General features: G+C 60.7%; 10 protein-coding genes. 1 reads left to right on the top strand and 9 read right to left on the bottom strand.

All coding sequences use genetic code 11. From position 1 onward, the window contains the following. Positions 1–243: 243 nt before the first annotated feature. Positions 244–1,866 (top strand): bifunctional metallophosphatase/5'-nucleotidase, encoded by a 1,623-nt coding sequence (locus tag LG281_RS16430; RefSeq protein WP_404402595.1) that lies wholly within the window; start codon positions 244–246, stop codon positions 1,864–1,866. Positions 1,867–1,918: 52 nt separating this feature from the next. On the opposite strand, the gene LG281_RS16425 is transcribed toward LG281_RS16430, so the two are convergent. The 9 genes from LG281_RS16425 to LG281_RS16385 form a co-directional block, all read right to left on the bottom strand. Then, on the bottom strand, positions 1,919–3,019 hold the full coding sequence (locus LG281_RS16425) for a Gfo/Idh/MocA family protein (protein ID WP_404402593.1): 1,101 nt from the start codon (positions 3,017–3,019) through the stop codon (positions 1,919–1,921). A 55-nt stretch (positions 3,020–3,074) separates the two neighbouring features. Next, positions 3,075–3,860 carry a ThuA domain-containing protein gene (locus tag LG281_RS16420; protein WP_404402591.1) on the bottom strand — a complete coding sequence of 262 codons (786 nt, stop codon included), beginning with the start codon at positions 3,858–3,860 and terminating at the stop codon, positions 3,075–3,077. Between the two features lie 271 nt (positions 3,861–4,131). After that, complete coding sequence (locus LG281_RS16415) at positions 4,132–5,124, bottom strand: ABC transporter substrate-binding protein (protein ID WP_404402589.1); 993 nt, start codon at positions 5,122–5,124, stop codon at positions 4,132–4,134. A gap of 84 nt (positions 5,125–5,208) precedes the next feature. After that, a complete protein-coding gene (locus LG281_RS16410) occupies positions 5,209–6,084 on the bottom strand; it encodes an ABC transporter permease (RefSeq protein ID WP_404402587.1) in 876 nt (291 codons plus the stop codon). Continuing rightward, positions 6,081–6,962, bottom strand: coding sequence for an ABC transporter permease (locus LG281_RS16405; protein ID WP_404402585.1), 882 nt, complete (start codon positions 6,960–6,962; stop codon positions 6,081–6,083). The genes LG281_RS16410 and LG281_RS16405 overlap by 4 nt, the downstream gene beginning before the upstream one ends. A 4-nt stretch (positions 6,963–6,966) precedes the next feature. Further along, complete coding sequence (locus tag LG281_RS16400) at positions 6,967–7,758, bottom strand: ABC transporter ATP-binding protein (protein ID WP_404402583.1); 792 nt, start codon at positions 7,756–7,758, stop codon at positions 6,967–6,969. Positions 7,759–7,807: 49 nt separating this feature from the next. After that, positions 7,808–9,259: a dihydropyrimidinase gene (gene hydA / locus LG281_RS16395; protein WP_404402581.1), complete on the bottom strand. Its 1,452-nt coding sequence runs from the start codon at positions 9,257–9,259 to the stop codon at positions 7,808–7,810. Positions 9,260–9,312: 53 nt separating this feature from the next. Beyond that, positions 9,313–10,563 (bottom strand): Zn-dependent hydrolase, encoded by a 1,251-nt coding sequence (locus LG281_RS16390; protein WP_404402579.1) that lies wholly within the window; start codon positions 10,561–10,563, stop codon positions 9,313–9,315. 30 nt (positions 10,564–10,593) lie between these two features. Then, positions 10,594–12,087 (bottom strand): CoA-acylating methylmalonate-semialdehyde dehydrogenase, encoded by a 1,494-nt coding sequence (locus LG281_RS16385; protein WP_404402577.1) that lies wholly within the window; start codon positions 12,085–12,087, stop codon positions 10,594–10,596. Between the last annotated feature and the right edge of the window lie 2 nt (positions 12,088–12,089).

Genomic DNA, 12,089 nt, shown 5'->3' with positions numbered 1-12,089 from the left:
CGCAGCAACCTGCACCGGGAAAGCGTTTGTGACAAGGCACCGGCAGGACATGACAAGAACGTCACAAATTGACCGCATGGTCAAAATTTATGCTTTTCGCACTCCGCATTCTGCTGTTTACTTCATGCAAGTGCTTTGCGGTTTTCAACAGCGGCGCGCCCGGTGTTGCGCTGTAATCCAAGCGTCGCAAATGCATGGAATAGAAGGCACCGTATGCCTTTCATAACAAAGGGAACAAGGGACATGAAACATCTGCTGCTGAGCGCCTCCGCGCTGGCGCTGACCTTGGGCATGGCGAGCACCGCCGCCGCCCAATCCGAGGGTGAATTCACGCTCAATATCCTGCACATCAACGACCTGCATTCGCGCATCGAGTCGATCAATGCTTACGACTCCACCTGCGGCGAAGAGGACGAAGCGGCCGGCGAGTGCTTCGGCGGCATCGCGCGCGTCAAGACCGCCATCGACACGCGCCGCGACGCGCTGACCGAAGCGGGCGAAAACGTCATCGTCCTCGACGCAGGCGACCAGTATCAGGGCTCGCTCTTTTATACGACCTACAAGGGCGAAGAAGTCGTCGAGTTCATGAACATGATCGGCTTCGATGCCATGGCCGTGGGCAACCACGAATTCGACGACGGTCCGGAAGGCCTCGCCGTATTGCTCGACGGTCTCGACTTCCCGATCATTTCGGGCAACATCGATGTGACCGAGGATGAGGTGCTTGCCGGTCGCGTACCCGGAGCGCTGGTGCTGGAAATCGGCGGTGAACAGGTCGGCATCGTCTCCGTTCTCGCCGAAGACACCGACGAAACCTCCTCGCCGGGCGATGGCGTGCGCTTCATCCAGGCCGAAGATTACTTGAAGGGCGCCGTCGAGGGTCTAGAAGCCGCTGGCATCAACAAGATCATCGCTCTGACCCACATGGGCGTTACGCGCGACATCGACATCGCCTCGGCGGTTCCCGGCATCGACGTCATAGTGGGTGGTCATTCGCACACGCTGTTCTCGAATACCGAGGACGCGGAATACTCCTATCCCTTCATGGTCGAAAATCCCGAAGGGGCGGAAGTGCCGATCGTTCAGGCCTACGCCTATTCGAAATATCTCGGTGAACTCGAAGTGACCTTCGATGCCGATGGCAACGTCGTCTCGGCAACCGGAGATCCGCTCCTGCTCGATGCGTCCATCGAGCCAGACGCCGAAGCCGCCGCGCGTGTGGCCGAACTCAAGGCTCCGCTCGAGGAGTTGATGCAGCAGGTCGTCGGCACCGCCACGGAGGAAATCGACGGTAGCCGCGACACCTGCCGGATCCAGGAATGCGAAATGGGCAATCTCGTTGCCGACGCCATCCTCGACCGCGTCGCCGATCAGGGCGTCCAACTCGTGATCCAGAACGGCGGCGGCCTGCGCGCGTCCATCGACGAGGGCGAAATCACGATGGGTGAAGTCATCACGGTTCTGCCGTTCCAGAACACGCTGGCGACCTTCGAACTCAATGGCGCGGGCATCCGCGAAGCGCTCGAAAACGGCGTCAGCGATTGGGAGAACGGCGCAGGCCGCTTCCCGCAGGTCGCCGGGCTCCGCTACACTTGGGACCGCAACGCTCCGGTAGGCGAACGCATCGTCTCGGTCGAGGTGATGCAGAACGGCGAATGGGCGCCGCTTGAAGACGACACCGTCTACAAGGTCGCGACCAACAACTACATGCGCGGCGGCGGCGACGGCTACGCCATGTTCGAAGGCGACGACAAGAACGCCTACGACTATGGCCCCGGCCTCGAAATCGTCCTCGCCGATTACATCGCCGATCTCGGCGGCGAGTACACGCCTTACCTCGACGGCCGGATTTCCGAAGTCGAATAGGTCTGATGCAATCGAACTAGGAAGAGGCGCGCTCGCAGAGCGCGCCTCTGAATTATACCGACCGCAATGGCGCCAAGGCCTGGTCTATGTCCTTGCCTTCGTCACCGAGACTTACCGTCACCTCCCGCCGGTCTGCATCCGAGACCATTCCTAGATCCAGCACACGCTGAAGATTAGCTGCATGCCGGAAGGTTGGCTTCTGCGGCACACCCGTATTCACAGCCTCGACGAACCGGTGATAATTGGTCGGCACCGGTTCCACCGGCACGTCGACCCATTGCGCCTGATCGATCCCGTCACCGGTGCAGGCCCGCAGCGTCGTGCCCTCGAAGCCGTGATGGATTTCGAGCCCGCCCTTGTCGCCATAGGCACGCAAACGCAGCGCGTTGTGATAGCCCGGCGCCCAACGGGTCGCATGCACCACCCCGAGTGCTCCGTTCTCGAATTCGAGCGACATGGTGAAGCTGTCATTCGCATCGAGAACATAGTCGCCGATCCGCCCATCGGGATCCTTGTCGAACGCCTTCAAACGGCAAAACGCCTTTTCCACCGCCGATCCAATCCCGTACCAGGCGAAATCGAGGATGTGGATGCCGATATCCCCAAGGGTACCATTCGAGCCGTGCTGGGTGGAAAGCCGCCACAGCCACGTCGGATCCGTGCGCCAATCGCCCCAAGCCTTGGAAACGAGCCAGCTTTGCAGATAACTGGCCTCCACATGCTTGACCGCACCGATCTCCCCCGCATCCACCATGTCGCGGAAGCGCTGGAGTTCGGGGGTGTTGCGATAGGTGAGATTGACCATGCCGACAAGACCCGCCGCCTCGGTGGCATCGGCCATCTCCCGGGCATGCTCGTAATGTGTCGCCAGTGGCTTCTCACACAGGACGTGTTTGCCAGCTTTGAGCGCCTGCATGGTCGTGGCGTAATGGAAGCGGTCCGGCGTTACGTTCGCGACCGCATCGAACTGCCCCCAATTGAGCGCGTCTTCGAGCGACGTGAACGCGTGCGTAATGCCATATTCGGCGGCAAATGCCGTGACCCGTTCATAGTTGACGTCCACCGCCCCAACGAGTTTCACACCATCGATGGCGGCGAAATGTGCTGCATGGTGCGTGGCCATCTTGCCGGTGCCGAGAATGACAAGCCTCATGGGCTTCTCCCCCAATATATATTGATTGAACCCGCGCCCGACGGCGCGCAACACCCTAGCGGAACCCTTCTTCCCCGGCCTTGTGCAGTTTCAGTCCGCGTTCTTCGATCGGCTCGAGCGCCTTTTCGACAGGGACATTCGGCGCATCGTGGATCGCCTTGTACGCCGGTTGCGGATTGTAGGCCCAGTTGACCGCATTACGCAGCACCTGCCCGACCGTTTTGTCGAAATAGGTCGGATAGGTCTCGTGTCCGGGCCGGAAATAGAAAATATTCCCCGCACCGCGACGATAGGTCAGCCCCGAACGGAACACCTCACCGCCCTGAAACCAGGAGAGGAAAACCGTCTCGAGCGGCTCGGGCACCGAGAACGGCTCGCCGTACATCTCCTCGTTCTCGAGTTCGAAATAGTCACCCAGCCCCTGCGCGATTCTGTGCCCCGGATTAACTACCCAGAGCCGCTCCCGCTCACCGGCTTCGCGCCATTTGAGTGCACAAGGCGTGCCCATCAGCCGTTTGAACGGCTTGGAAAAATGCGAGGAATGCAGTGCAATGAAGCCCATACCTTCATAGACCCGCTTGGCGACACGCTCGACGATTTCGTCGGCAACCGCGCCATGGTCCGCATGGCCCCACCACAACAGCACGTCGGTCTGCGCCAGCTTCTCCTCGGTCAACCCGTGCTCGGGGTCTTGCAGCACGACAGTGGACGCGGAAATCCCGCTGTCCTCGCGCAAGAGGTCGGCAATCGCCTCGTGCATGCCTTTGGGATAGAGCTTACCCACCTCGGCATTCTTGTTCTCGTGAATATTCTCGCCCCAAACGAGAGCGTTGATCGTCATGGCACACCTTTCTGTCCCAACCGGCAGCATACGGCAGCCACCAGCCAAAGCGCTTTGGAAACTAAGTCTCGACCCAGCGGCGCTCTCTCATTCGCCACTGATAACCTGGAAATTCCGTTGAACCCCCGAAAGCTTGCATGGCCCGCTCCGTTCAACGTTCAGGACTCGCTCTATCGCGTTTTGCGATAGATTTGGAGGGGGTAATTGCGCGTAAAATGAAAAAAGAGGCGGATTGCTCCGCCTCTTTGCAAATGCGCAACTGTTCGCGCGCTTATTGCAGCGCGTCGGTGACAACCGTCGTATAAGCGCCTTCGGGCTCCTTGGTGATCGCCGGATTGTCCGGAGATACTGCAGAAAGCAGCGTATCGACCGTCTGCTGATAGGCGTCCATATCGAGCGCTGGTCCGCCGACCATCTCACCGACGACGCCGACCTGGTAAATTTGGCTATCGAGGCTCAGCGCGCCGGACATATCGTTGTCGATAACGATCTGGGCCGCATCTTCCGGATTATCGATGGCGTATTGCCAACCGCGCATCGAGGCTTCGACGAACCGCGTGATCTGGTCAACGAATTCAGGATCCTCGAGCCGGTCTTCCATGACGTAAAGCCCGTCTTCGAGCATGCCGACACCCTCATCGGAGAAGTTGAAGAGGGTCAGGCTGTCTTCGGGAATGCCTGCATCGAGCACCTGCTTATATTCGTTATACCGCATCACCGAAATACAATCCGCCTGGCCTTGCAGCAGAGGATCGGCCGAGAACGCCTGGCGCAGAACCTCTACGCCACCCTCGCTGCCATCCGTGGGCAACCCGAGCTTGGCCATCCAGGCATAAAAGGGATACTCATTACCGAAGAACCAGACCCCGAGCGTCTTGCCCGGGAAGTCGGCCGTCGTCTCGACCCCGCTTTCCTCCGAGCAGACCATTTCAAGCGCCGTGCCTGCGAACGGCTGCGCGACGTTAACGAGCGGCACGCCACGTTCGCGCGCGGCCAGCCCCGCAGCCATCCAGGTCGTGATGATGTCGGCGCCGCCGCCGGCAATCACCTGTTCGGGGGCAATATCCGGCCCGCCGGGATTGATGGTGACGTCCAGCCCGGCTTCCTCGTAGTAGCCAAGATCCTTCGCTACGAGATAACCCGCAAACTGGCCCTGATTGACCCATTTGAGCTGAAAGGTGAGCGGATCGAGGTCCTGCGCGAATACCGGCGCCGCCGAGGCCATTAGGGCACCTGCAAGCGCGGTCGTGAGAAGTGATTTCATTATGCCGTTTCCCCTTTGTTGAAGCGGCGTCCTTTTCGAGGGCGCCTGATTATCGCCGAAGCGAGGCAGGTTTGCCGACCCACCCTACCTCGTCCGTCCCGAGCGTATGGACGGATGCCAGAAGGTGATGGCCCGTTCGATGAGCGCGATCACCCCATAGAAAAGCGAGCCGGCAACCGCCGCAAGCGCGATCTCGGCCCAGACCATATCGACATTCAGCCGTCCGATGGCCGCGGATATCCGGAACCCCATTCCCACCACTGGCGTCCCGAAAAACTCGGCGACGATCGCGCCAATCAGCGCAAGCGTCGAATTGATCTTGAGCGCATTGAAGATGAACGGCCATGCCATCGGCAAGCGCAATTTAAAGAGCGTCTGCCAATACCCAGCCGCATAGGTCCGCATGAGGTCCTTTTCCATCTGCCCGGTCGCGTTGAGCCCCGCGACGGTGTTCACCAGCATCGGGAAGAAGGTCATCACGACGACGACAGCGGCTTTCGACGGCCAGTCGAACCCGAACCACATCACCATGATCGGCGCGATGCCCACGAGCGGCAGCGCCGAGACAAAATTGCCAACTGGCAAGAGGCCACGCTTCAAAAATGGCGACCGGTCGATGGCAATCGCCGTGACGAACGCCACCGAGCAGCCAATCGCGTACCCGATCAGCACCGATTTCAGAAAAGTCTGCTGGAAATCCGGCCAAAGGGGATTGGGAATGGAAAGCAGAATACGCTCCCAAATCAGGCTCGGCGGCGGCAACAGGACCGGCGGTACATTGAGCCCTCGCACCAGCGCCTCCCACAGCACCAGAAGCGTGACGCCGAAGATCACCGGAACGACGAGATCAATTGCCATGCGCCGCGCGCGCCCCCGAACCGTCACCCGCACGAGGAACGCATTGAGCCCCCACGCAGCAAACCAGAACAAAAGCGCGAACAGGATCCAGCCAATATTCATCCCTGCGCCCCCATGGCCCGTTGCGTCATCGCCTGCGCAGCACCGATCAGCACGATCAGCCCCGCTGAAAGCGCAGCCGCCATCAAGAGCGCCGCCCAGATCTGCGTCGTCTGCCCGTAATAGGAGCCCGCCAAGAGGCGCGAGCCCAGCCCGCCAGCAGCACCGGTCGGCAGTTCACCAACAATCGCGCCCACCAGCGAAGCCGCAACCCCCACCTTCATCGAGGTGAAAAGATATGGCACCGCCGAAGGCCATCGAAGCTTCCAGAACAGCTGCGCACCCGTGGCGTTGTACGTCCGCATCAGATCGAGCTGCAGCGCATCGGGCGACCGGAACCCCTTCACCATCCCGACAACCACCGGGAAGAACGAGAGATAGGTCGAAATCAGTGCCTTGGGGATCAACCCGGTCAGCCCGACCGAATTGAGGACAACCACGATCATCGGCGCGATGGCGAGAATGGGGATCGTCTGGCTCGCAATCACCCACGGCATCAGCGAGCGATCGACCGCGCGGTTATGAACGATCAGCACGGCAAGCACGATCCCCAGCGCCGTGCCGAACACAAAGCCCAGCCCCGTTGCGGAAATCGTGATCCAGGCGTGGAAAATCAGGCTGCGCGGCGTCGCGGGGTTGGCATTGACCACCGAATTCCAGAACTCCACCGCCACCTGATGCGGCGCCGGCAGAACGGGACGCTGCTGCGAATAGACATCGGCAAGATACTGAAACAGCCCGACATCGGTCTGGTCGGCCCGCGTGTAAACGCCCTGCTGCCAGGGCGCATTGAGAACGATGGAAAACCCGTACCAAATGACGATGATCGCCAGGACGACGGTGAGAACGGGAACGATCTTGCCCTCTGCCAACCGCCCCATCACCTCACGCCTCCTCGTAGGAATGCCCGGCCCGAAGCCCCTCGCGGACCCGGGCAGCGATTTCGAGAAATTCCGGCGTCTCGCGAATGTCGAGCGGACGTTCTTTTGGCAGGGTGCTCTCGATCACATCGGTCACCCGTCCTGGACGCGGGCTCATCACCACGATCTTGGTGGAGAGATAAACCGCCTCCGGGATCGAGTGGGTGACAAAACAAATGGTCTTCTCGGTTTTGGCCCAAAGATCCAGAAGCTGTTCGTTCAAATGGTCCCGCACGATCTCATCGAGCGCCCCGAACGGTTCGTCCATCAAGAGAAGGTCTGCATCGAACGCCAACGCGCGCGCAATCGACGCCCGCTGCTGCATCCCGCCCGAAAGCTGCCAAGGGTATTTGTTCTCGAACCCGGTGAGATTGACCATCTCAAGGGTCGCAGCAATCCGCCTCCCCTGCTCGGCTTTCGAATACCCCATGATCTCAAGCGGCAGCGCCACGTTCCGCGCAATCGTACGCCACGGATAGAGCGCGGCAGCCTGGAAAACATAGCCATAGGCCCGGTCCTTGCGCGCCTTCTCCGGCGTCGTGCCATTGACGGTGATCGTGCCCGCCGTCGGCTGTTCGAGATCGGCAACCACCCGCAAAAATGTGGTCTTTCCGCACCCCGAAGGCCCGATAAACGAAACAAACTCGCCTTTTTCGATATCGAGATCGACATTGGAAAGCGCCTCAACCGCACCATCCCCGGTCTCGAAAGTCAGTCCCAGCCCCTTGGCCGAAACCACACGCGTACTATCTGCCAAATCCGTAACGCCCCTCAGCTTGCCGGATGATATAGGATGATTGTGGAGATCAGACCCCACTTGCGGGAATACCCGTGCGTTCAACCTTACGCGGCGCGGTCAACTCCTTCCATTGCGAAAGCGCTTTATTGACAGGCATATTCGCCTCGCGCGGCACGAATTTTCCGTGTCCCGGCTCATGCTTCATCGTCGCCTCTTCGACCGAGACCTTCCCGCGCGTCAGAACGAAACGCGGCAACCCTTTGACCGCAATGCCTTCGAAGACATTATAGTCGATCGCCGATTGTTGGCTCTCCGCCGAGATCGTCTTCTCGCGCTTGGGATCCCAAACAACGATATCGGCATCCGCCCCAACGAGGATCGCACCCTTCTTGGGATAGCAGTTGAGGATCTTGGCGATGTTGGTCGACGTGACGGCGACGAACTCATTCATCGTCAACCGCCCGGTATTGACCCCGCGCGTCCACAAGACCGGCATCCGGTCCTCTAGTCCGCCCGTGCCATTGGGAATCTTCGTGAAGTCACCCACGCCGTAGCGCTTCTGCTCGGTCGTGAACGCGCAATGGTCCGTCGCTACCACCTGCAACGAGCCCGATGCCAGTCCCGCCCAGAGCGAATCCTGATGCGCCTTGTTGCGGAAGGGCGGGCTCATCACCCGCCGCGCGGCGTGGTCCCAATCGGAGTTCGCGTATTCGCTATCATCGAGCACCAGATGCTGGATCAGCGGCTCACCAAACACGCGCATCCCCTTCGCCCGCGCCCGCCGGATCGCCTCATGGGCCTGCTCGCTGCTCGTATGCACCACGTAAAGCGGCACGCCCGCCATATCGGCAATCATGATCGCCCGGTTCGTCGCCTCGCCTTCGACCTCGGGCGGCCGCGAATAGGCATGCGCCTCCGGTCCGTTATTGCCCGCCGCCATCAGCGATTGCTGCAGCGAAGCCACGACGTCGCCGTTCTCCGCATGCACAAGCGGCAGCGCCCCGAGTTCGGCGCAGCGCTGGAACGAGGCGTACATCTCGTCGTCCTCGACCATGAGCGCGCCCTTATAGGCCATGAAATGCTTGAAGGTCGTAATCCCGCGTTTGACCACTTCTTCCATCTCGTTGAACACCTGCTCGCCCCACCAGGTGATCGCCATATGGTAGGAGTAGTCGCAAGATGCCTTGCCGACCTTGTTGTCCCACATCGAAATCGCTTCGAGCAGCGACTGGTTGGGACTCGGCAGGCAAAAATCGACCACCATCGTCGTCCCGCCCGAAAGCGCCGCGCGCGTGCCGCTCTCGAAATCATCGGTCGAATAGGTGCCCATGAATGGCATTTCGAGATGTGTATGCGGGTCAATCCCGCCGGGCATCACGTAGCAGCCGGTCGCATCGAGCGTTTCGTCGCCCGAAAGGTTCGGGCCGATCTCGACGATGGTATCGCCTTCGATTTTGACATCGGCGGTGTAGGTGAGATCGGCGGTGACGACGGTGCCACCCTTGATGACTGTGCTCATGATGTTCCCCTCTAATTCGAGTCTTTACAGGTGTAAGCGGCAATCTCCGCCCCTCACTCCACGATCTCCGCCGTCTCCAGCACCGCATGCATCAGCACGTCCGCGCCCGCAGTCGCCCATTCCTTGGAGATCTCCTCCGCCTCGTTGTGGCTCAGCCCGTCCACGCAGGGACACATCACCATCGCCGTCGGCGCCACGCGGTTGATCCAGCACGCGTCATGCCCGGCGCCCGAAACGATATCCCGGTGCGAGTAACCCAACCGCTCAGCCGCGTTGCGCACGGCGGCGACGCAACCGGGATCGAACGTCACCGGATCGAAATGCCCCGAGACCTCGATATCCACTGCCAGTCCCAACTCCTCGGCAATCTTCGGCGCCTCTGCCTCGAACCGCGCCTTCATCCCATCGAGAATCTCCTGATTGGGCGACCGGAAGTCGATGGTGAAGACCACCTTGCCCGGAATGACGTTGCGCGAATTGGGATAGACGTCGCAATGCCCGATCGCGCCAACCGCCTGCGGCTGGTGACTCATCGCAATTTCGTGCACGAGTTCAGTCATCCGCGCCATGCCCAGCCCGGCATTCTTGCGCATCGGCATCGGCGTCGAGCCGGTATGGCTCTCTTTACCGGTCACCGTCACCTGCAGCCACCAGAGTCCTTGTCCGTGAGTGACGACGCCGATGTCCTTGCCCTCCGCCTCGAGGATTGGCCCCTGCTCGATATGAAGCTCGAAGAACGCCTTCATCTTGCGCGCGCCGACGTCCTCATCGCCCATCCAGCCGATGCGCTTGAGCTCATCGCCGAATTTCAGCCCCTTGGCGTCGGTGCGGTCATAGGCCCAATCAAGCTCATGCATTCCAGCGAAAACACCCGACGCCAGCATCGCCGGTGCGAAGCGGGTACCTTCCTCGTTGGTCCAGTTGGTGACGACGATCGGATGCTTGGTCTTGATGTCGAGATCGTTGAGCGTGCGGACCAACTCCAACGCCCCCAGCACGCCGAGCACACCGTCATACTTCCCGCCCGTGGGCTGGGTATCGAGGTGCGAACCGACATAAACCGGCAGCGCATCCGGGTCCGTGCCCTCACGACGCGCGAACATGGTCCCCATCTTGTCGATACCCATAGTGAGTCCGGCTTCGTCGCACCATTTCTTGAAAAGGTGCCTACCCTCGCCGTCTTCGTCCGTCAGCGTCTGACGGTTGTTGCCGCCCGCAACGCCCGGCCCGATCTTGGCCATTTCCATCAAGGAGTCCCAGAGCCGGTCGCCGTTGATCTTGAGGTTATCACCGAGTATCGCCATGCTCTTTCGCACTCCTTGGTTTGAGAGGTCTTATAGGGTTGGGAATGTGAACTGGGCGCCGGATTTGATCCCCGCCGGCCAGCGCGTCGTGACGGTTTTGAGCCGCGTATAGAAATGCACGCCCTCGGGCCCATAGATCGAGTGATCCCCAAACAGTGAGCGCTTCCAGCCGCCAAAGCTGTGATAAGCCACCGGCACGGGAATCGGCACGTTAACCCCCACCATACCGACCTCGATCCTATCCGCGAAATCGCGCGCCGCATCGCCGTCGCGAGTGAAGATCGCAGTGCCGTTGCCGTATTCGTGCTGGTTGATCATCTTGACCGCATCGGCGTAATCGCCGGCACGCACGACCGAAAGCACCGGGCCGAAGATTTCTTCCTTGTATATCGTCATCTCCGGCGTCACGCGGTCGAACAGCGTGCCGCCAACATAGTAGCCGCCCTCGTAACCCTGAAGCGAAAAGCCGCGCCCGTCGACGACGAGCTCCGCGCCCTCCTCAACGCCTTTGTCGATATAGCCCAGCACCTTGTCCCGATGCTGCGCGGTGACGAGCGGCCCCATCTCGGAGTCCGAATCCGCCGCAGGACCAATCTTGAGGCTCTCAACCCGTGGCTTGAGTTTTTCGACCAGCGCGTCGGCTGTCTTCTCACCCACCGGCACGGCGACAGAAATGGCCATGCAGCGCTCCCCAGCCGACCCGTAACCAGCCCCCATCAGCGCATCGGCTGCCTGGTCCAGGTCGGCGTCGGGGAGGATCACCATGTGGTTTTTTGCGCCACCCAGGGCCTGGACTCGTTTGCCCGCCTTGGTGCCGCGCTGATAGACATATTCTGCAATCGGCGTGGAGCCGACAAAACTCACCGCCTTGATGTCCGGGTGGTCGAGAATGTGGTCGACGGCTTCCTTGTCGCCATGGACGACATTGAGAACCCCGTCGGGCAACCCCGCCTCCATCAGAAGCTCCCAGGCCAGCATCGGCGCGGATGGATCGCGCTCGGACGGCTTGAGGATGAATGTGTTCCCGCACGCAATCGCGGCCGGATACATCCACATCGGCACCATGGCCGGGAAATTGAACGGCGTTATCCCCGCGACCACGCCAAGCGGCTGACGGTCGGCATAAGCGTCGATGGCCGGACCGACATTGCGGGTGAAGCTGCCCTTCAACAGCTCAGGAATACCGCAGGCGTACTCAACGCATTCGATACCGCGTTGCACTTCACCGAGGGCATCGTCATGTGTCTTGCCATGCTCGGCGGAAATCGCCCGGGCGAGGTCGGCGGCATGCCTGTCCAACAATTCCTTGAATTTGAACATCACCCGCGCGCGCTTAAGTGGCGGCGTATTCCCCCACGCCGGCTGCGCCGCCTTGGCGCTGGCGACCGCCGCGTCAATCTCGGCCGCAGTCGAAAGCGGCAGCTCCGCGGTCTGTTCGCCGGTAGCCGGATTATAAACCGCACTCTGACGCGTCGAGCTCGAGGTAACCTTCTTGCCGCCAATGGCGTTCTGGATCGTTTGCATCG

The sequence above is a fragment of the Pelagibacterium halotolerans genome, from assembly GCF_044811015.1.
In the GTDB taxonomy this organism is placed as follows: Bacteria; Pseudomonadota; Alphaproteobacteria; order Rhizobiales; family Devosiaceae; genus Pelagibacterium; species Pelagibacterium halotolerans_A.
This window is presented reverse-complemented; position numbering and strand designations above follow the sequence as displayed.

What these genes read in the sequence shown, in the direction of transcription:
- LG281_RS16425 (WP_404402593.1), bottom strand. Translation starts at nt 3,019, where the DNA reads ATGAGGCTTGTCATTCTCGGCACCGGCAAGATGGCCACGCACCATGCA.
- LG281_RS16405 (WP_404402585.1), bottom strand. Translation starts at nt 6,962, where the DNA reads ATGGGGCGGTTGGCAGAGGGCAAGATCGTTCCCGTTCTCACCGTCGTC.
- LG281_RS16415 (WP_404402589.1), bottom strand. Translation starts at nt 5,124, where the DNA reads ATGAAATCACTTCTCACGACCGCGCTTGCAGGTGCCCTAATGGCCTCG.
- LG281_RS16430 (WP_404402595.1), top strand. Translation starts at nt 244, where the DNA reads ATGAAACATCTGCTGCTGAGCGCCTCCGCGCTGGCGCTGACCTTGGGC.
- hydA (WP_404402581.1), bottom strand. Translation starts at nt 9,259, where the DNA reads ATGAGCACAGTCATCAAGGGTGGCACCGTCGTCACCGCCGATCTCACC.
- LG281_RS16410 (WP_404402587.1), bottom strand. Translation starts at nt 6,084, where the DNA reads ATGAATATTGGCTGGATCCTGTTCGCGCTTTTGTTCTGGTTTGCTGCG.
- LG281_RS16390 (WP_404402579.1), bottom strand. Translation starts at nt 10,563, where the DNA reads ATGGCGATACTCGGTGATAACCTCAAGATCAACGGCGACCGGCTCTGG.
- LG281_RS16385 (WP_404402577.1), bottom strand. Translation starts at nt 12,087, where the DNA reads ATGCAAACGATCCAGAACGCCATTGGCGGCAAGAAGGTTACCTCGAGC.
- LG281_RS16420 (WP_404402591.1), bottom strand. Translation starts at nt 3,860, where the DNA reads ATGACGATCAACGCTCTCGTTTGGGGCGAGAATATTCACGAGAACAAG.